Raw genomic sequence first — 20,435 nt, 5'->3', positions numbered from 1 at the left:
GCCAGGCTGCGGCCATCCACCGCGGCGCCCGAGTGCCGCAGCGCCGCCGGCCGTACCACCGCGCCCGCGAGTGCGCCCGTGACACCCCGAAGGATGAGGGCCCGTGAGCTTCAAGGCCGAGTACATCTGGATCGACGGCACCGAGCCGACGGCCAAGCTGCGTTCCAAGACGAAGATCCTCGGCGACGACGCCAAGGGTGCCGCGCTGCCCCTGTGGGGCTTCGACGGTTCCTCCACCAACCAGGCCGAGGGGCACTCCTCCGACTGCGTGCTCAAGCCGGTCTTCTCCTGCCCGGACCCGATCCGCGGCGGCGACGACGTCCTCGTCCTGTGCGAGGTCCTCGACATCGACCTCACCCCGCACGCGTCCAACACCCGGGCCGCGCTCGCCGGGACGGCCGAGCGGTTCGCCGCGCAGGAGCCGGTCTTCGGCATCGAGCAGGAGTACACCTTCTTCAGCGGCGCCCGCCCGCTCGGCTTCCCGGAGAACGGCTTCCCGGCCCCGCAGGGCGGCTACTACTGCGGTGTCGGCGCCGACGAGATCTTCGGCCGCGAGATCGTCGAGGCCCACCTGGACAACTGCCTGAAGGCGGGCCTGGGCATCTCCGGCATCAACGCCGAGGTCATGCCGGGCCAGTGGGAGTTCCAGGTCGGTCCGCTCGCCCCGCTCCAGGCCGCCGACCAGCTGTGGGTGGCGCGCTGGCTGCTCTACCGCACGGCCGAGGACTTCGGTGTCTCCGCCACCCTCGACCCCAAGCCGGTCAAGGGCGACTGGAACGGCGCCGGCGCGCACACCAACTTCTCCACCAGGGCCATGCGCGAGGGCCCGGGAGGGTACGACGCGATCATCACCGCGTGCGAGTCGCTCGGCGAGGGTTCCAAGCCGCTGGACCACGTCAAGAACTACGGCGCCGGCATCGACGACCGCCTCACCGGCCTGCACGAGACCGCCCCCTGGGACAAGTACTCCTACGGCGTCTCGGACCGCGGCGCCTCGGTCCGCATCCCCTGGCAGGTCGAGAAGGACGGCAAGGGCTACATCGAGGACCGCCGCCCCAACGCCAACGTCGACCCGTACGTCGTGACGCGGCTGCTCGTCGACACCTGCTGCACGGCGCTGGAGAAGGCCGGCCAGGTCTGAGCCGGCTCCGGCCCGCACGCTCCTGCGAGGGCGCCCACCGCCGGGTGGGCGCCCTCGCGGCCGTCCGGGAACCGTCCACGCTGTGAGAGGAGGGTCCTGTCCGGGCGCGGTGTCTGCTTCAATGGACACATGGCCAGCTTCCAGAAGCACACCGCGACGGGTCGCCATGACCTCGAGCCGTTCTGGCCTTCCCGTCAGCACCACGACTTCGACCGGGTGTGTTGCCGCGCGACGAACGCGCGGGCCCTCTGAAGCCGTACACCCCGGCCTTCGGCCAGCGCGGAACGACGTACGTCCCCCGGCGCGCCCGACCATGAACTCGCGGCCGCCGCCTCGTCCGACGAACTCCTCGCGCGAAAGAGCTGACCTCTCATGGCGACCACTCGTTCCCTGACCACCGCAGCCCTCCCCGCCGCCCCGGCCTCCCCCTCCCCCGCTCCCCCCGCAGCCCGGCACCGGCTGCGGGCCGTGGACCGGGACGAGGTCGTGGAGGTGGCGGACTTCCTGCCCCCGGGCGCCACCTGGCTGCCGGCCCCGCCGCACGCGCTGCCCGCCCTGCCCGGCCGGCCGCCGATGGTCGGCTACCTGGTGCTCGTCCCGGCCGACCAGCAGCCGCCGTTCGCCCCGGTGGCCGTGCCGGACCAGCCGCAGGCCCTGCCGGCCCCCGGCACCGCACCGGACGCGGCGGCCGCCGAGACCGGCACCGGCGGCGGCGACCCGCTCGTCCGGGTCGACCCGGTGCGGCGCGTCGTCCGCGTCGACGGACGCGAACTCGACCTGACCTACCTGGAGTTCGAGCTGCTGGCGCACCTCGTGGCGCACCCGCACCGCGTGCACACCCGCGACCAGCTCGTCACCACGGTCTGGGGCTACGGCCACGTCGGCGACGGCCGCACCGTGGACGTCCACGTGGCCCGGCTGCGCCGCAAGCTCGGCGCCGAACACCGGGGCGCCATCCGGACGGTGCGCCGGGTCGGCTACAAGTACGTCCCGCCGACCGGCCGTTGATCTGACCAGCCGCTGAACCGGCCCGCGGGCCGGCCGCGGCTCTGCCGACAGCAGAGGCCTGTTCCCTCCCGGGGCCCGGCCGGGCACAGTCACCGGTATGAGACTTCTGGTGCTGGGTGGTTCGGATTTCGCGGGGCGGGCCGTCGTCGAGGCGGCGGTCGGGCGCGGCTGGGAGGTGACGGTCCTGAACCGGGGACGGCTGCCGGACCCCGTCCCCGGGGTGCGGGCGCTGCGCGGCGACCGCACCGCGCCCGACGGGCTGGCCGCCCTCGCCGCCGACGACGGCGAGTGGGACGCGGTCGTCGACACCTGGTCGGCCGCGCCCCGCCCGGTCCACGACGCGGCGCGCCTGCTGCGGGGGCGCGCGGGGCGGTACGTCTACGTGTCGACGTGCTCGGTGTACGCCTGGGCGCCGCCCGCCGGGTACACCGAGGACGCGCCTTTGGTGGAGGGTGCCGCCGCGGACGCGGACGCCACCGACTACGCCCGGGACAAGCTGGGCGGCGAACTGGCGGCGGCCGGCGCGTTCGGGGACGACCGCGCGGTGCTGGTGCGCTCGGGACTGATCCTCGGGCCGTACGAGAACATGCGCCGGCTGCCCTGGTGGCTCGGCCGGATCGCCCGGGGCGGTCCCGTCCTGGCGCCCGGCCCGCGCGACCTGCCGTTGCAGTACGTCGACGTGCGCGACCTCGCCGGGTGGATCCTCGGGGCGGTGGAGCAGGAGCTGAGCGGGCCGTACAACCTCATGAGCCCGCAGGGGCACGCCACCATGGGCTCGCTGCTGGAGGCCTGCGCGGAGGTGACGGGCGCCGGCGCGGAGCTGCGCTGGACGGATCCCGGCACCGTCCTCGGCGCGGGCATCGAGCCGTGGACCCAGCTCCCGGTGTGGGTGCCCCCGGGCAGCGACATGCACGACGCCCTGCACGCCGCCGACGTCTCCCGCGCCGTCGCGACGGGGCTGCGCTGCCGCCCGGTCGCCGAGACGGTCGCCGACACCTGGGAGTGGCTGCGTTCCGTCGGCGGCACCGCGCCGCAGCGCCCGGACCTCCCCCCGGTCGGCCTGGACCCGGCGGTGGAGGCGAAGGTCCTGGGCCTGGAGCGGCCGTAGCACGGCGGCAGGTCCCGCCGGTGCCGCACCCGCCCCGGCAGCGGGGCGGGCTGCGCCAGTACCGTGCCCGCCCCGGGCGGCGGGCCCTCCGCCGTCCGCCGGGTCCCGGGGGGTGGTGCCGACGACACTCCCGGCACGGGGGGCCGGCCCCGTGACGGGGGCCCGGGGAGCGGGCCAGACTGACGGCATGGAGACGAAGAGCGGGAACAGCGGGGGCGGCCGGGACATGGCCGGGCGGGTACGGACGGTCGTCACGGCGGGGCTGCGGGGACTCCTCCTCGCCGTCGTCTCGCTCGCCGGATCGCTCACGCTGTTCGTGTCGGCGGTCCTGTCGATCGCCCTGGTCCCGCTCGGCGTGGGCGTCCTCACCACACCGCTGGTGCTCGACGCCGTACGGAGGTTCGCCGACCGGCGGCGGGTCAGGGCCGCCGAGTGGGCCGGCGTAAGGATCCCGCGCGCCTACCGCCCCCTGCCCGAGGGCGCCGGCCCGTTGCGGCGCACCACCGCCATGCTCGGCGACCCGGCGACCTGGCGGGACCTGCGCTGGCTGCCGGCCGACATGACGGCCGGGTTCGTGACCGCGCTGCTGCCCGCCGTCCTCGTGCTCTACCCGCTGGAGGGGTTCGTGCTGGCGGCGGGGCTGTGGCGGGCGGTCACCGACGGGACCCACGTCGGGTACTGGTACGCGTTCGTGCCGGTCTCGGGGCAGGCCACCGCCCTCGGCGCGGCCGCCCTCGGGGCCGCCCTCCTGGTGGCCGCCTGGTACCTCGCCCCGCTGCTGCTCCAGGGGCACTTCCGGCTCACCCGGGCCGTGCTCGGCGGCGGTGAGCTGGCCGAGCGGGTGCGGGTGCTCACCGAGACCCGCCGCGACGCCGTCGACACCTCCGCCGCCGAACTGCGGCGCATCGAACGCGACCTGCACGACGGCGCGCAGGCCCGGCTGATCGCGATGGGCATGGACCTGGGCACCGTGGAGACGCTCGTCGACCGCGATCCGCAGCGGGCCAAGGAACTGCTGGCGCAGGCCCGGAAGAACTCCGCCGACGCCCTGGCCGAACTGCGGGACCTGGTGCGCGGCATCCACCCGCCGGTGCTCGCCGAGCGCGGTCTGGGCGACGCGGTCCGTGCGCTGGCCCTGCGGATGCCCGTCGGCACGGAGGTGACGGTCGACCTGGCGGGCCGGGCCGACGCCCCGGTGGAGTCGGCGGCGTACTTCGCGCTCAGCGAGGTGCTCACCAACGCCGTCAAGCACGCCGACGCGCAGCGCGTGTGGATCGACCTGCACCACGGCGACGGCATGCTGCGCCTCACGGTCACCGACAACGGCAAGGGGGGCGCGGCCGTCGGGGCCGGTTCGGGACTGGCCGGCGTCGAGCGGCGGCTGAGTACATTCGACGGCGTCCTGGCCGTCAGCAGTCCCGCGGGCGGCCCCACCATGGTCACCATGGAGATTCCGTGCGCGTTGTCCTAGCCGAAGACCTGTTCCTGCTGCGTGACGGGCTGGTCAGGCTCCTGGAAGCCCATGACTTCGAGATCGCGGCGGCCGTCGGGTCCGGCCCCGAGCTGGCCCGCGCGCTGAGCGAACTGGAGCCGGACGTCGCGGTGGTCGACGTGCGCCTGCCGCCCACGCACACCGACGAGGGGCTGCAGTGCGCGCTCACGGCCCGGCGGGAGCGGCCCGGGCTGCCGGTGCTGGTCCTCTCCCAGCACGTGGAACAGCTGTACGCGCGCGAGCTGCTGGCCGACGGCGCCGGCGCGGTGGGCTACCTGCTCAAGGACCGGGTGTTCGACGCGGCGCAGTTCGTGGACGCGGTGCGCCGGGTCGCCACGGGCGGTACGGCCATGGACCCGCAGGTCATCCAGCAGTTGCTGGCCCGGCGTGCGGGCCCGGACCGGCGGCTGTCCCGGCTGACGCCGCGTGAGCTGGAGGTGCTGGAGCTGATGGCGCAGGGACGTTCGAACACGGCGATCGCCGCCCAGCTCGTCGTCACCGAACGGGCCATCGCCAAGCACACCTCGAACATCTTCGCCAAGCTCGGCCTGGAGGTCTCCGACGACGACAACCGGCGTGTGCTGGCCGTCCTGGCCCACCTCGACCGCGACCGCTGACACCGTCCCGGTCCGCCTGTGGCGCACGGCGGTTCACGGGCCGGGGGCCGCGCCCCGCTCGAATCCCCGGCCCGCCAGGGACACATGTGCGAAAGTGGGCCGATGAACCAGGACTGGGAAGACCGCGTGGCCGCCGTCTGGGCCCGCACAGGCGACCTCCCCGAGAGCGGGGCCCCCGCCTTCCGCGCGCAGATCGACGCGCTCGTCGCGGAACTGCCGGGCGACAGCCCGGTCGGGCCGTTCGAGCAGGCCAGTGCCTGGGACTCCACCGGCCACCCGGACCGGGCCGTGCCGCTGTACCGGGAGGCCCTGGCGCGCGGGCTGGACGGCTACCGGGGCCGCCGCGCGAAGATCCAGCTGGCCAGCTCGCTGCGGAACCTGGGGCAGCCGGAGGAGGGCGTCGAACTGCTCACCCCCGAACTGGAGGCGCCCGGCGACGAGCTGGACGACGCGGTGCGGGCGTGCCTCGCGCTGTGCCTGTCGAGCCTGGGCCGCGACCGCGAGGGCCTGTCCCTCGTGCTGGGCGCCCTCGCGCCCCACCTGCCCCGTTACCAGCGTTCCATGGCCAACTACGCACGCCTCCTGGTGAATCCGGACGACGGGCGCCAGGCCTGACCCCACCGGGCGGCGGTGACCAACCGCCGATTCGCTCGTTCTGCTGAACGTGCAGTCACAGGATGTCGCCCCGCGCCGCCCCTCGTCCGCCTCCCGCCCCGCCGTCGGCGTCGAACAGGCCGAAGCCGCCCTCGTCGAGCACTACCCCCGGCTGGTCCGGCTCGCCTACCTGGTGCTGCCGTCGGGCCGGGGACGCGGCCGGCGCGTCCTGCTCGCGCACTCCCTCGTGCAGCGCGCCCTGCCCCGGGGCCGCTCCTGCGCGTCCGCGATCCCGGCCCAGTCCACCGGCCGCGACGGCGACCTGGGCTACACCTACCTGCGCCTCCGGGTGCTCCGTACGGCCCTGGAGGCGGGCCGGGCGGCCGGGCGCGGCCGGTGGCCCCGGCGCCGCCCGCTGCCGCCGCTGCTGCCGCAGGTGTGGGGTCTGCGTCTCTTCCCGCGCTCGGGAGGGGCCGACGAACTCCTGCTCGACCAGCAGTTGTCGTCCCTGACCGCTCCGGCCCGCGCGGCCTACGTCCTGCGCGGCCTGGAGCGGCTGCCGGACACCGCCGTGCGCGAGGTGCTGTCGGCCGCGGGCGTGGCCGATCCGGGGGCCGCGCTGCGCCAGGCGGAGCAGGTGCCCGCCCACCACGCGCTGCTGGAGTCCCCCGAGTTCGACCCGTGCTCGCTGCAGGCGCGGCCCACCGACCTGGTGCGGCGCAGACAGCACACCAGGGCCGCGCTCGCCGCCGCCGCGGCGCTCGCCGTGTGCGGCGCGCTGGTCGCGCTGCCCGGCGGCGGCTGGGGCCCGGACGGCGCCGCCGCCCCCGCCTACGCGCAGAACCCGTCCGCCGAGGCGGCGCTGGACCCGGGCCGGCTGACCAGGATCGGACCGGCCACCTGGCGGACCTCCAGCCGGCTGGACTTCTCCGTGTGGCCGGCGCGCGGGAACCTGACCGGTGACACGGCCCTGCTGCGCCGGGCGCTGGCCGTCTGGGCCCGCTCCGGCGGCTCCGTCCGGGTCTCGGCCACGCCCGGCACCGCGTCCGGCGCCCCCGCCGGGCCGCCGCAGCTCCTGTACGCCGGGGACGTCGACGCCGCGCACGTGGTGATCCTCTACGACGGCCTGCGCGTCGTCCGCTACGCCGAGCCCGATGACTCCACGGCCGGGGCGGCCCTCGACTTCGCCCGGGCCGACGGGGCGAGCGGCGCGGAGGCGTCCGCGGTGGTGCTGGCCCGCTCCGACGGCAACGTCCGCTACCTGACGGCGCCCTGGGTCCGCAAGGCGGCCCAGCGCGATCTGCTGAAGCCCGCGTCGGCCGCGCTGGACCTGGGCCTGTCGGCGGACGGGGTGACCGGGCCGCTGGCCGGCGCGGCGCAGCAGACCGGGGCCTGCACCTCGTGGCGGGTGCTCCAGCTGACCGGCGACGGCGGCTCGCAGGTGCTGAGCGATCTGGGCGAGCTGGTGCCCGCCCGCCTCACCACGGGCAGGCCGACCGCCCCGCACGGGGCCGCGGGCACGGCGGCGCTGCGCACCTGGGCGCCGTTCGCCTGTTCGCTGGGTGCGGTGCGCGGGCAGGGCGTGCGGTCGGTCAACGCCTGGCAGTTCGCCGAGCAGCCGCTGCCCGGGGCGAACGGCACGGCCGCGTGGGTGTGCACCCGGGCCGAGACCTGGCGGGGCGCCGGCCCGCGGGTGCTCGCCCAGGTCCGCGTGCCCGGCGCGACGTACGGGGCGGTGACCGCCAAGGCCGAGGACGTACCGGCGTGCGGCGCCCGTGACCCGCACGTCCTGGCCGGGGTGCTGTGGAAGTCGCGGGCCGGCACCTGGTACCTGCTCGCGGCCGGCGGCAAGGACACGGCCTCGGTCACCGCGACGGGCGGGGTCACCGCGACCGCCCGGGGCAACCTGCTCACCGCCCGGGCCCGGCAGGGCGCACAGGCGCAGCTGAAGGGCACGCTGGAGGACGGCGGCTCGCTGGAGGCACTGCACTAGGACCCGGAAAGGAAGACCCCGGATCCCCGGGACGAGCACCTCGTCCGGTCCTGATCGTTCGCGGCCGGATCCGATCGGTAGGGTGGGTTCATGACTACCGGGGTGCGCCGCAGGATGGGAGTCGAGGAGCGACGGCAGCAGTTGATCGGCGTCGCCCTCGAACTGTTCAGCCGGCGCTCTCCCGAGGACGTCTCCATCGACGAGATAGCGTCCGCGGCGGGCATATCGCGCCCGCTGGTCTACCACTACTTCCCCGGCAAGATCAGCCTGTACGAGGCCGCGTTGCAGCGCGCCGCCGACGATCTGGCCGGCCGGTTCACGGAGCCGCGCGAGGGACCGCTGGGCGCGCGGCTGCTGCGCGTGATGCGCCGCTTCTTCGACTTCGTGGACGAGCACGGGCCCGGTTTCTCGGCCCTGATGCGCGGCGGCCCGGCGGTCGGTTCGAGCACGGCCTACGCGCTCATCGACGCCGTACGGCAGGCCGCCTACGACCAGATCCTCGCCCACCTCGACGTCCAGGTGCCGCCCGCGCGGCTGGAGCTGGTGGTGCGTTCGTGGATCTCGCTGGCGGAGTCGACGGCGCTGATCTGGCTGGACGGGCGCCGCATCCCGCGCGCGGAGCTGGAGGTCCAGCTGGTGCACGACTTCGCCGCGCTCATGGCCGTCGCCGCCGCCCACGACGGGGAGCTGGCCGCGCTGCTGCGCGGCGTCTTCACGGCGGAGCCGGCCGACGGCCCCTTCGGGGACCTGCTCGGCCGGCTCCTGGAACTGGCTGCGCCCTAGTTGTCGAACTTGCGGTACGAGGCTTCCAGGTCGCGGATCTCGGCCGAGGCGTGCAGGGCCAGGTCCCCAGCCGGTTTCACGTGGGCGCGCACCGCGTCGAGCACCGCCTCGGCCAGGCGCGCCTTGGTCTCCTCCGTGCGCCCGGCCAGCAGCCCGACGGTCACGTGCACGATCGCGTGTCCCTCGGTGTCCGGGCCGACGGTGGTGTCCTCGGTGCGCCGGAACTGCGTCTTGCAGGCCTGGGGCCTGGCGTCCGCGATCTCGACGGTGCGTGCGTGCACGTCCCGCGCGAAGGCACGCCGGTCGAAGGCCTCCGCCAACTGCTCGGAGTAGTCGACGGTGATCTGCGGCATGAGCACTCCTGTTCTGCTTCTACGGTGACGGGGTCACCCTAGGGCCTCGCGTCCGGATCGTGCCGGGCCGCTAGGCCCTGTCCTGGTCGGTGAAGACCGCGACCGTGCGGGCCGGCACGGTGAACGTGCCGGTCGACGGGGCGTAGGACGAGGTCCTCACCACCGGGTCCGTGCCCCGTGCCTGCACCGGGTGCAGGCGGTAGGGGGCGCCGGCCAGGGCGGGGACCCGCTGGTCCTGCCGCTGCGGCGTGGCGTTGAAGACCACGACCAGGTGGCCGAGCCGCATGGTGATCACGCCGGGCGTCTCCTCCTTGCCGGAGAGCGGGAAGGAGAGCCGGGACTGCACCTGGCCCGCCGTGGCGAGGGAGAAGGCCCGCTCGCTCGTCCGGATCCGCAGCAGGTCCTGGTAGGCGGCCGAGGCGCCCCGGATCTGCGGGCAGCCGACCTTGACGGAGGTCAGCAGCGGCTTGGCATAGGGCCACTTGGCCTGGTTGCCGGCCGCCATCGGCAGGCCGCGGCCGAAGCCGTTGCCGTCCGCGCAGTCCCAGTGGACGGCGTTGAACCAGTCGCCGCTGTCGAAGGAGTCGCGGTCCAGCGACTTGGAGCGCAGCAGGTCGGTGCCGGCCTGGGAGAGCGCGGGTCCCTGCGAGAGGGCGGCCGTCGCCATGGCCAGGACCTGCATCCGGGCGCGGTCGGCGGCGGAGGTGTCCTTGGGCAGTTTGTAGGCGAGGGTGTCGAACAGCGTCTCGTTGTCGTGGGCGTCGGCGTAGGCGACGGCGTCGCCGGGGGCGGCCGCGTAACCCGCGGGCGCGCCGTTGTAGTCGACCTGGGCGCCGGTGACCTCCTTGCCGCCGGAGTCCGTGAAGCGGTACGTGGCGAGGCTGCCGCTCAGGCCGACCTTGATCAGGTCCTGGTAGTGCAGCAGGCGCGCCTTCTGTTCGGCCTCGGTGCCGTTGGCCGTGGAGGAGTTGGGGTCGGTGTACAGGCCGGAGGCGAAGCCCTGCACGCCGGGGTCGGCGTCGAAGGGGCTGCCGCCGCGCACCGCGTCACGGGCCCGGTCGGAGAAGGTGGCGATGCCGGTGCCGGCCATGTTCTTCTGCGTGGCCTGCACGAACCGGGCGTCGTCGGCGACCTCGCCGAAGTTCCAGCCCTCGCCGTAGAGGATGATCTTCTTGCCGTCCACGCCGTCCTTCTCGAGCGTGAGGGCGTCCAGTGCCTTCCTGACCGCGAGGATGTTGGCCTTGGGGTGGTGGCCCATGAGGTCGAAGCGGAAGCCGTCGACCTTGTACTCCTTGGCCCAGGTGACGACCGAGTCGACGACGAGCTTGCCCATCATGGTGTTCTCGGGCGCGGTGTTCGCGCAGCAGGTGCTGTTGGCCACCGAGCCGTCGGCCAGCAGCCGCTGGTAGTAGCCGGGCACGACCTGGTCCAGGACGGACGTGGCGGCCTCGCCACTGGCCGCCGTGTGGTTGTAGACCACGTCCATGACGACCCTGAGCCCGTCCTGGTTGAGGGCCTGGACCATCTGCCGGAACTGGACCGTGCGGGCCGTGCCGTCCGGGTCGGTGGCGTAGGACCCCTCCGGGACCGTGTAGTGGTACGGGTCGTAGCCCCAGTTGTAGGCGTCCTTCGCGGCGGTGGCGGCGACGCACTTCTGCTGCTGGTCGGAGTCGGCCGGGTAGGAGGCCGGGTCGCAGGCCGGGGTGGCCTGCTCGGACTTCTTCTCCGGCACGTTGGCGATGTCGAAGGCCGGCAGCAGGTGGACGTAGGAGGTGCCCGCCTTCGCCAGCTCGCGCAGGTGCCGGGAGCCGTCGCCGGAGCGGTCGGTGAAGGCCAGGTAGGTGCCCCGGTCCCGGGCCGGGACGGTCTTGTCGGCGGTCGAGAAGTCGCGGATGTGCAGTTCCTGGATCTGCGCGTCGCGCAGCGGCACCGCCTTGGGCTTGGCCAGGTGCGACCAGCCGCTCGGGGCGAGCCGGCGGTCGTCCAGGTCGGCGACGAGGCTCTGCTCGCTGTCGGCGGTGAGGGCGAGCGAGTAGGGGTCGGTGACCTTGTTGGTGACGATCGCGCGGACGCTGGGCGCCCACACCTTCACCGCGTACCGGTACGGCCTGCCCTTCCAGGAGGCCGGCCCGGTCACGGACCACACGCCGGTGGCGTCGTCGCGGCGCATGGCGACGGTCCTGCCGTCCAGTTCGAGCGCGACGCTCTGCGCGGTCGGCGCCCACACGCTCAGGGTGGGCCGTCCGTGGCGGAAGACCGGACCGAGCCGGGTCCCGGCCGCGGCGGTGCCGTACACGTCGTCGAGGACGCCCGCGAGCTGGACGCCGGTCGCGGTGAGCACGGCCCCGTTGGCGGCCCGCTGGGAGGCGACGACCTGGCCGCGCAGCGCCTCGCGGACCCGGCCGCGGTCGCGCGGGTCGACGGACCAGGCGGTGTAGTCCTTCAGATGCGGGAACTTCGCCTTCTGGGCGTCGCTCAGCGTCGTCTTCCCCAGTCGCAGCCAGCGCTCGTCGTCGCTGGTCAGCGTCCCGTCCTTGACGGTGATCGAGCCGTCGCGGGAGTAGACGAGCTGGGTGGAGGCGGCACCGGCGGAGCCGTTGAGGGCGACCGTGTCACGGTCGATCCAGACGGCCTTGGAGGTGGACAGGTCCAGGGCGGTGGCGCTGCCCGCGGGCTGCGGCAGCAGGGTGCCGTCCTGGCCCGCGATCAGCCACGCCTCGTGGCCGTCGGCGGCCTTGAGGTCGAGCGAGCGGTCGTTGGGCAGGTCCTTCTCGTCGCCCTTGTGGACGATGTAGCTGAGGCTGGTGGCCCCGTCCGCGAGGGGCACCTCGAAGACGGCGCCGTAGGCGTCGGTGCGCACCGGCGTGAGGGGCTTCGACCAGTCCGTGGGCTGTGCGGCGCCGGTCCACACGTGCAGGCCCCAGCCGTCGTAGTCGCCGTCGGCGCGGTGGTAGTGGATGACGGCCTTGGTCTGGTCCTGCGCCGGGTAGTCGGCGGTGGGCCGTTCGGTCCGTACGCTCGCGTCGCCCTGCTGGATCCAGACCTCGCCCGTCTTGGTGACGTCGACGGTCCGGTCGGCGGAGACGTCCTTGTCGCCGTCCTTGTCGATGACCAGGAACCCGACGCTGGAGGCGCCCGGCTTCAGCCTGACGTAGGCGAAGGCGCCGTAGGCGTCCCGGCCGGTGAAGGGGTGGGTGGCGGGCCAGGTGGTCGCCTCGCCGTCGGCGAGGTCGCCCCAGGCGTACAGGCCCCAGTTGGCGTAGTCGCCGTCGGTGCGCTTGTAGTGGACGACCGCGTAGTCGCGGGAGAAGGCGGTGGGGACCTCGGGGGGTGGCGGGGTGCCGGTGGCGGAGGCGGCGGTGGCGCTCGCGGTGTGTCCCGCCGAGTCGACGGCGACCGCCTTGTAGCGCAGCGCGGTTCCGGCCGGTACGTCCTTGCCGAGGGTCTGGGTGACCTTGTACGGGGCGTGGTCGGCGGAGCCGAGCACCTTCCAGGGGCCGTTGCCGACCTGGGCGGCGAAGACGACCCGGTCGAGCTGTCCGCCGGTGACGCCGGCGCTCAGGCCGACGGTGCCGGTGGCTCCGGCGGCCGGGGCGGTCAGGGTGAGGGCGGGCTTGGCGGCGGGCGCGTCGAGCCGTCCGGCCGCCTTGAGGACGACGGCGGCTCCGGCCGGGACGGTGACGGTGACCCGGTGGTCGGCACCGGAGGTCACGGTGGCGCGGGTGCCGTAGATGCCCCGGTAGGTCATGCCGGCCGAGCCGGTGGCGAAGGTGGCGGTCTTCGCCTCGGTGGCGTTGTTGAAGGCGACGACGTACTCGGCGCCGCTCCCGGCGTCCGTGCGGGTCATGGCGTAGACGCCGGCGCCGTCGGCCGCGTACCGCTCGGTCTGGACGCCGTCGGTGAGGGCCGGGTTCTCCTTGCGGAGCCGGGACAGGCCGGCGATCTGCCGGTACAGGGGCGCGCTCGTGTCGTAGGAGTCGTCGGCGTGGGTGCGGTCGGTGCCGATCTCGTCGTCGGCGAGGTAGTCGGGGACCTTGGAGGCGAACATGGTCTGGCGGGCGTCCTTGTCGCCGCCCGCGCCGGTGAAGCCCTGTTCGTCGCCGTAGTAGACGACCGGGTTGCCGCGGCTGAGGAACATCAGCTCGTTGGCGAGGCGGTCCCTGCGCAGCAGTTCGGCGTCGGAGGCCTTCGGGTCGTCCTGTTTCAGGAAGGACCCGATGCGGCCCATGTCGTGGTTGCCGAGGAAGGTGACCTGCTCGTACGCGTTGGCCTTGTCGGTCGTGTACTTGTAGTCGTCACCGAAGACGGCCGCGAGCTTGCCCGCGCTGCCGCCCTGGGAGGCGTAGGCGCGGGCGGCGTCCTGGAAGGGGAAGTCGAGGGTGGCGTCCAGGCGGCCCTGGGTGACGTACGGGGACGTCACGGAGGCGTCGGAGGAGAGGACCTCGCCGAACATGAAGAAGTTCTTGCGGCCGTGCCGGGCGGCGTAGGCGTCGAGCGCCGTGGCCCACTGGGTCCAGAACTCCATGCCGACCTGTTTGACGGTGTCGATGCGGAAGCCGTCGACGTCGAAGTCGCGCACCCAGCGTTCGTAGATCTTCTCCATGCCGCTGACGACCTCGGGACGCTCGGTCCACAGGTCGTCCAGGCCGGTGTGGTCGCCGTACTGGGCGCTCTCGCCGACGAAGGTGGAGTCACCCCGGTTGTGGTACATCGTCGGGTCGTTGAGCCACGAGGGGACCTTGAGGTTCTTCTCGGCGGCGGCGACGGCCGGGGGGTGCGGGAAGGAGGAGGTGCCCACGGCGGGGAACTTCCTGGTGCCGTCCGCGTAGTCGGTGTCGTCGAAGGGCCTGCCGTCCTCGGTCAGGTACGGGAAGGCGCCCTTGGACAGGTAGGCGTGCGACGCGTCCGTGGTGGTGAGGACGTCGGCGGTGTGGTTGGTGATGACGTCGAAGAAGACTTTCATGCCCTTGGCGTGTGCCTTGGCGATGAGGGCGGAGAGGTCCGCGTTGGTGCCGAAGTGCGGGTCGACCTGGGTGAAGTCGGTGATCCAGTACCCGTGGTACCCGGCCGAGGCGGCGCTGCCGGTGCCCTGCACGGGCCGGTTCTTGAAGATGGGCGCCAGCCAGATGGCGGTGGTGCCCAGGCCCTTGATGTAGTCGAGCCGCTGGGTGATGCCCTTGAGGTCACCGCCCTGGTAGAAGCCCTTGTCGGTGGGGTCGTAGCCGGTGGCCAGGCGGGAACCGGTCAGTCCGCCCCGGTTGTTGGACGGGTCCCCGTCGGCGAAACGGTCCGGCATGACGAAGTAGAACTGCTCGCGCGTGGCGTCGTGCCGGGCGGGCACGGCGGCGAGTCGCGCGTCGGAGGGCGGCGCGGGGGGCGGGGCGGGCGCGGCGGCCCCGGCGGCCTGCGGCTGGACGAGGGTGGCGGCGAGTGCGGCGACGGCGAGGGCCGCGACGCGTCTGCCCCGTCCGCTCTGCCCGCCCTGGTGGAAGCGGCGCCCGAGGGGCGCCGGCCATCTGGGTATCACGAGCGTGAACTCCTTGCGATGACGGCTCGATCGGGTCCGTGCCCGCGCCGCGGTACGGCTTCGTGGCCGGACGCCGGGCGTGACCGTATCCCTGACGAATCGTTTACAGCAAGGGTCTTGAAAACCGTGGCAAGAAATTTCACGACGCAGCCCTGACGCTCCCCCTCCTTCGGGGCTGTGGCTTCGGCCGGCCGTCACGCCGCTGCGAGGCATGGGAGCGGGGCGCCCTGACGGACCGTCCGCCGACGGGGGCGCGGGCGCCCCGCGCACGGCGCGCGCGGCGGGAGGGAACCGCGCCGAGGGGGCGTCGGCGGCGCCGCGCGGAAAGCCGAGGCGGAGAGCGGGGCGGCCCATGGCGCGGCCTCTCCCCGGCGGGCGCGCCGCCCGCTATCGTGCGACGCGACATGTGACCGCCCGCGACCGATCCCGACACCTGGCGGTAACGAAAACGTCACGCTTGCAGGACCTTGCGGAAATTTTCTTGCAACGTCTTTCGCAAGGGATTGCAGTCTTGCTACGTTCCTCCCGCGCCCGGCGGCCGTCGATTGGGACAGACGGCACCCGCGGTCCTCCCAAGGGATGATCCGGGCACCCACTTCTAGGGAGTTCATATGCGACGTGGCATATCGATCGCCGCCGCGGTCACCGTGGTCGCGCTGGCCGCCTCGGCCTGCGGCGGGTCGGGCAGCGACTCGTCGAGCAAGCCGAAGGACCCCAAGGACATCTCAGGAACGATCACGTACTGGGACACCTCGGACGCGGCGACCGAAGCCCCGACGTACAAGGCCCTGGTCAAGCAGTTCGAGGCCAAGTACCCGAAGATCAAGGTGAACTACCAGAGCGTTCCGTTCACCGACGTCGAGCAGAAGTTCAAGTCGGCCGCCAAGAGCGGCAAGGGCGCGCCCGACGTGGTCCGCACCGACGTGGGCCTGATGGCGGAGTACGCCTCGCTGGGCTACATCGCCCCGCTGGACGGCACCCCGGCCCTCAAGGACGCCTCCGACTTCAACGCGACGCCGCTGAGCACCGCCAAGTACAACGGCAAGACCTACGGCGTCCCGTCGGTCACCGACACGCTGGGCCTGCTCTACAACAAGAAGCTGCTCAAGCAGGCCGGCATCGACAAGCCGCCTGCCACCTGGGACGAGTTCATCACCGACTCCAAGACCATCAAGCAGAAGACCGGGGCCTACGGCACCTACGTCAACCCGGACTCCTACTTCCTGCTGCCGCTGCTCTACAGCAACGGCGCGGACCTCGCCGACCCGTCCGGCAAGAAGATCACCATCAGCAACGACGCCGCCGTCACCGCGCTCACCACCGCGAAGAAGATCAACGACGAGGCCTCGATGAAGGTCGACTTCGCGAACGCCTACCAGAACATGCAGACGGCCTTCAAGAACGGCAAGGTCGCCATGCTGATCCAGGGCCCCTGGTCCGTCAGCGACGACCTGACCGGCTCGGCGTTCAAGGGTGACGAGTCCAACCTGGGCTTCGCCAACGTCCCGGCCGGCGCCGGCGGCAAGGCCCAGGCCCCGACCGGCGGCCACAACCTCACGGTCTACCAGGGCTCCGGCAACCTGGACGCCAGCTACCTGTTCACGCAGTTCATGACCTCCACCGAGAGCCAGATCGCCATCGCCAAGGGCACCGGCACGCTGCCGACCCGCAAGTCGGCGTACACCGGCGCGGTCACCGCCAACGCCAAGATCGCCGGCTTCAAGCCGATCCTGGAGCAGACCGCCCGCCCGCGCGTGGCCCTGCCGCAGGTCGGTTCGCTCTTCACCCCGCTGCAGCAGAACTACGTGAAGATCCTCCAGGGCGACCAGTCGGTCAAGGGCGGCCTCGACGCCACCGCCAAGGAGTTCCAGAAGCTCCTGCCCGGCTTCTCCATCGGCTGACCCGCACCCGCCGCAGGCCCTGCCGCCGCCGTACGGCAGCCGGCCGTGGCCGCGCGGCGGCCCGCTGTAGCCCTACGGCAACCGAAGGACACGCAGCCCCGGGGAAAGGACCTCCCCGCTGCCGCCCCGACCGGGGCTCCCCGGGGCTGCGGAACCACCCGACTTCGTCCGCGAAAGAGCCGATGAGTATGACGACCGCAGCGAGCACCGGACAGACCCACAAGACAGCGAGCGGCGACAGGTCCCCGCGCCCGGCCCGCCCCTCGGCGCTCAGGCGATCCTGGGACAAGTACTGGTACGCCTGGGCCATGGTGGCCCCGGTCGCCATCGTCATCACCCTGCTCGTCCTGTATCCGCTGGGGTACGGCTTCTACCAGTCGCTGACGAACGCCAACGAGTCGAACGTCGCCACCACCATCGGCGCCTTCCACCGCCCGGCCACCTACGACTTCGTCGGCCTCGACAACTACTGGCACGTCCTGTCGGGCGCGGACGGCGACTTCTACCCGCGCCTGGTGTGGACGGTCGTGTGGACCGTGTCCTGCGTGGTGCTCCAGGTGGGCCTCGGCATGGCGCTCGCCGTGCTGCTCAACCGCGAGATGCGGCTGCGCGGCTTCTACCGGGCGATGCTGATCCTGCCCTGGGCCGTCCCGTCGTTCATCGGCGTCTTCGCCTGGCGGCTGATGCTCAACTCCCAGTACGGCGTCTTCAACGACATCATCACGGCCTTCGGCCTGCCCGCGCAGAACTGGCTGGGCACCCCGCTGGCCCAGAAGATCGCCGTCATCATGGTCAACGTCTGGATCGGCATCCCCTTCAACATGGTCGCCCTGCTCGGCGGACTCCAGTCGATCCCCAAGGAGCTGTACGAGGCCGCCGAGATGGACGGCGCCTCGCCCTGGCAGCGCTTCGTCAACGTCACGCTGCCCGGCCTGAAGCCGGTCTCCAGCACGGTGATCCTGCTGGGCTGCATCTGGACGTTCAACATGTTCAACGTCATCTACCTGCTGCTGGGCAACAACACCACCGGCGACACCGACATCCTCGTCACCTTCGCCTTCCACAAGGCCTTCAACGGGATCTCCGACTACGCGGGAGCGGCCACCTACGGCATCATCATCCTCGCTCTCCTGCTGGCCTTCTCGACCTTCTACCGCCGCAGCACCCTGAAGTCCGAGCAGGCGTAAGGAGCCACCGCCATGACCGCAGCAACGCACGAGACCGGCGCCGCCACGCCCGCTGCCGCCCCCGCCCGCCCCACCGCCGCCGACGCGCCTCCGCGCAAGGTGCGCGGGCGCGAGGAGCGCAGCCCCTGGGCCTCCGTGGTCCTGCACTGCACGCTGATCCTCGCCACCGTGATCGCCGCGTTCCCCGTGGTGTGGATCCTGTTCATCTCGCTCGGCCCGAAGAACGCCTGGCAGGAGCCGGGGCAGGTGTTCAAGCACCTGAGCCTGCACAACTACAGCGACGTCCTGGCCCATTCGGACCTGGCCAAGTGGTTCCTGAACACCGTCATCGTGGCGGGCGGCACCACCGTGCTCGGCGTCTTCCTCGCCTCGACCGCCGGATACGCCGTGTCCCGGATGCGGTTCCCGGGCAGCCGGCAGCTGATGTGGACGTTCCTGGTCACCCAGATGTTCCCCAGTATCGTACTGATCGTGCCGCTGTACCTGCTGATGTCCGAGTTGCACCTGCTCGACAACTACTTCGGGCTGATCCTGGCGTACGCGACCACGGCGGTGCCGTTCTGCGCCTGGATGATGAAGGGCTACTTCGACACCATCCCCAAGGAGATAGACGAGGCGGGCCGGGTGGACGGGCTCACCCCGATCGGCACCTTCTGGCGGCTGATCGTGCCGCTGGCCAAGCCGGGCCTGGCGGTGACCGCGTTCTACAGCTTCCTCACCGCCTGGGGCGAGGTCGCCTACGCGACGCAGTTCATGCAGTCCGACCACTACACGCTCGCCGTCGGCATCCGCACCTTCGCGCAGGACCAGCGCCCCGACTGGGCGTGGACCTCCGCCACCGCCATCATCATCACCATCCCGGCGGCCCTCGTGTTCATGCTCGTCCAGCGCAGCCTGGTCTCCGGGCTGACGGCCGGCGGCACCAAGTCCTGAGCGCACCCGGCTCCCCGGCCGCCCGCCGGGCCAGCCGGCGGCGCGCCCCGCCGCCGCCCCGGCCCCGCCCGCCGGACCAGCGCCTTCGTCGTTCCCCTCGTACCCCTTAAGGGAATCCATGACCCAGCACGTCACCGACACAGTCCCCACCGAAGCCTCCGCCGCCGCCTCCGGGCGCCGGGAGTGGTGGCGCGACGCGGTCATCTACCAGGTCTACCCGCGCAGTTTCGCCGACGGCAACGGCGACGGCATGGGCGACCTGCCCGGCATCCGCGCCCGTCTGCCGTACCTGAAGAAGCTCGGGGTCGACGCCGTCTGGCTCTCGCCCTTCTACGCCTCCCCGCAGGCCGACGCCGGGTACGACGTCGCCGACTACCGGGCCATCGACCCGATGTTCGGCACCCTCACCGACGCCGACGACCTGGTCCGCGACGCCCACGCGCTGGGTCTGCGGGTCATCGTCGACGTGGTCCCCAACCACTGCTCCGACCAGCACGAGTGGTTCAAGCAGGCGCTGCGCGAGGGCCCCGGCTCCCCGCTGCGCGACCGCTTCCACTTCCGCACCGGCAAGGGCGGGAACGGCGAACTGCCCCCCAACGACTGGGAGTCCATCTTCGGCGGACCGGCCTGGACCCGGGTCACCGAGCCGGACGGCACCCCGGGCCAGTGGTACCTGCACCTGTTCGCGCCCGAACAGCCCGACTTCAACTGGGACCACCCGGCCGTGCACGACGAGTTCCGCTCCATCCTGCGGTTCTGGCTGGACCTGGGCATCGACGGCTTCCGCATCGACGTGGCGCACGGTCTGGTCAAGGCCGCCGGTCTGCCCGACATCGGCCACGACGAGCAGGTCAAGCTGCTCGGCACGCAGGCCGTCCCGTACTTCGACCAGGACGGCGTGCACGAGATCTACCGCAGCTGGCGCCGGATCCTGGAGGAGTACGCCGGGGACCGGATCGCCGTCGCCGAGGCCTGGACGCCGACCGTGGAGCGCAGCGCCCTGTACCTGCGCCCCGACGAGCTGCACCAGGCGTTCAACTTCTCGTACCTGACGACCGGTTGGGACGCGGCCGAGCTGCGCGACGTCATCGACCGCTCGCTGCGCGCCATGAACGCCGTGCACGCGCCCGCGACCTGGGTGCTCTCCAACCACGACGTCGTACGGCACTCCACGCGCCTCGCGGAAGGGGACGAGGCGCGTGGTCTGCGCCGGGCCCGGGCGGCGACGCTGCTGATGCTCGCGCTGCCCGGGTCGGCGTACCTCTACCAGGGTGAGGAGCTGGGTCTGCCCGAGGTCGTCGACCTGCCCGACGAGGTCCGCCAGGACCCGGCGTTCTTCCGCAGCTCCGGCCAGGACGGCACCCGCGACGGCTGCCGGGTGCCCCTGCCGTGGTCCGGGCAGCTCCCGCCGTTCGGCTTCGGCCCCGTCGAGGGCGGCCCGAGCTGGCTGCCGCAGCCCGCGAGCTGGCGCGCCCTGACCGTCGAGGCGCAGGAGGGCGACCCCAACTCCACGCTGGAGTTCTACCGCAGCGCGCTCGCCGTCCGCCGCGAGCACCCCGCGCTGGGCGCCGGCCGCCAGATCACCTGGCTGGACGGCCCCGAGGGCACGCTCTCCTTCCGCCGCGACACCGACGAGGGCTCCTTCGTGTGCACGGTCAACCTGACCGCCGCACCGGTCACGGTGGCCACACCGGGCACACTCCTGCTCGCCAGCTCCGACGTGGAGCCCGGCACCGACTTGACGCAACTTCCCGGGGACTGCGCCGTCTGGTGGGCAGTCTGAGATGCAGCCGGTACA

Annotated in this window: 15 protein-coding genes; 13 read left to right on the top strand and 2 right to left on the bottom strand. The window is 72.8% G+C overall.

The genetic code is table 11. The features are described from left to right. Positions 1-103 precede the first annotated feature (103 nt). The 9 genes from glnII to IG64_RS14485 all read left to right on the top strand — a co-directional run bounded on the left by glnII (position 104) and on the right by IG64_RS14485 (position 8,736). Complete coding sequence (glnII, locus tag IG64_RS14520) at positions 104-1,141, top strand: glutamine synthetase (RefSeq protein ID WP_037855799.1); 1,038 nt, start codon at positions 104-106, stop codon at positions 1,139-1,141. A gap of 129 nt (positions 1,142-1,270) precedes the next feature. Further along, complete coding sequence (locus tag IG64_RS42845; RefSeq protein ID WP_267883406.1) at positions 1,271-1,393, top strand: hypothetical protein; 123 nt, start codon at positions 1,271-1,273, stop codon at positions 1,391-1,393. Positions 1,394-1,513: 120 nt separating this feature from the next. Beyond that, entirely contained in the window at positions 1,514-2,149 is a 636-nt protein-coding gene (locus tag IG64_RS14515) for a winged helix-turn-helix domain-containing protein (protein ID WP_037855798.1), read from the top strand. Between the two features lie 97 nt (positions 2,150-2,246). After that, a complete protein-coding gene (locus tag IG64_RS14510; RefSeq protein WP_037855795.1) occupies positions 2,247-3,257 on the top strand; it encodes an NAD-dependent epimerase/dehydratase family protein in 1,011 nt (336 codons plus the stop codon). 187 nt (positions 3,258-3,444) lie between these two features. After that, on the top strand, positions 3,445-4,728 hold the full coding sequence (locus IG64_RS14505; RefSeq protein ID WP_037855792.1) for a sensor domain-containing protein: 1,284 nt from the start codon (positions 3,445-3,447) through the stop codon (positions 4,726-4,728). Then, entirely contained in the window at positions 4,713-5,366 is a 654-nt protein-coding gene (locus IG64_RS14500) for a response regulator transcription factor (protein WP_037855790.1), read from the top strand. Before IG64_RS14505 ends, IG64_RS14500 begins: the two co-directional genes overlap by 16 nt. Positions 5,367-5,468: 102 nt before the next feature. Then, the gene (locus IG64_RS14495; protein ID WP_234438515.1) at positions 5,469-5,981 is read left to right on the top strand and encodes a tetratricopeptide repeat protein; all 513 of its coding nucleotides are present in this window, start codon (positions 5,469-5,471) and stop codon (positions 5,979-5,981) included. Positions 5,982-6,030: 49 nt separating this feature from the next. Then, positions 6,031-7,953, top strand: a complete 1,923-nt coding sequence (locus tag IG64_RS14490; RefSeq protein WP_037855787.1) for a hypothetical protein — start codon at positions 6,031-6,033, stop codon at positions 7,951-7,953. Positions 7,954-8,043: 90 nt separating this feature from the next. Continuing rightward, a complete protein-coding gene (locus tag IG64_RS14485) occupies positions 8,044-8,736 on the top strand; it encodes a TetR/AcrR family transcriptional regulator (RefSeq protein ID WP_078884001.1) in 693 nt (230 codons plus the stop codon). Here the strand turns inward: IG64_RS14485 and IG64_RS14480 are convergent. Beyond that, entirely contained in the window at positions 8,733-9,089 is a 357-nt protein-coding gene (locus IG64_RS14480; RefSeq protein ID WP_037855782.1) for a 5-carboxymethyl-2-hydroxymuconate Delta-isomerase, read from the bottom strand. The two genes, IG64_RS14485 and IG64_RS14480, sit on opposite strands and share 4 nt — an antisense overlap. A gap of 70 nt (positions 9,090-9,159) precedes the next feature. Further along, a complete protein-coding gene (gene pulA, locus IG64_RS14475) occupies positions 9,160-14,616 on the bottom strand; it encodes a pullulanase-type alpha-1,6-glucosidase (RefSeq protein WP_037855780.1) in 5,457 nt (1,818 codons plus the stop codon). A 611-nt stretch (positions 14,617-15,227) separates the two neighbouring features. Between pulA and IG64_RS14470 the strand changes: the two genes are divergently transcribed. From IG64_RS14470 to IG64_RS14455, 4 genes are all read left to right on the top strand, one after another. Further along, a complete protein-coding gene (locus tag IG64_RS14470) occupies positions 15,228-16,517 on the top strand; it encodes an extracellular solute-binding protein (RefSeq protein WP_037855779.1) in 1,290 nt (429 codons plus the stop codon). A 188-nt stretch (positions 16,518-16,705) separates the two neighbouring features. After that, on the top strand, positions 16,706-17,704 hold the full coding sequence (locus IG64_RS14465; protein WP_199811590.1) for a carbohydrate ABC transporter permease: 999 nt from the start codon (positions 16,706-16,708) through the stop codon (positions 17,702-17,704). 12 nt (positions 17,705-17,716) lie between these two features. Then, on the top strand, positions 17,717-18,637 hold the full coding sequence (locus IG64_RS14460) for a sugar ABC transporter permease (protein ID WP_037855776.1): 921 nt from the start codon (positions 17,717-17,719) through the stop codon (positions 18,635-18,637). A gap of 118 nt (positions 18,638-18,755) precedes the next feature. Then, positions 18,756-20,420 (top strand): glycoside hydrolase family 13 protein, encoded by a 1,665-nt coding sequence (locus tag IG64_RS14455; RefSeq protein WP_037855775.1) that lies wholly within the window; start codon positions 18,756-18,758, stop codon positions 20,418-20,420. Positions 20,421-20,435: the final 15 nt, after the last annotated feature.

The sequence above is a fragment of the Streptomyces sp. NRRL S-340 genome, from assembly GCF_000720185.1.
Lineage (GTDB): Bacteria > Actinomycetota > Actinomycetes > Streptomycetales > Streptomycetaceae > Streptomyces.
This window is presented reverse-complemented; position numbering and strand designations above follow the sequence as displayed.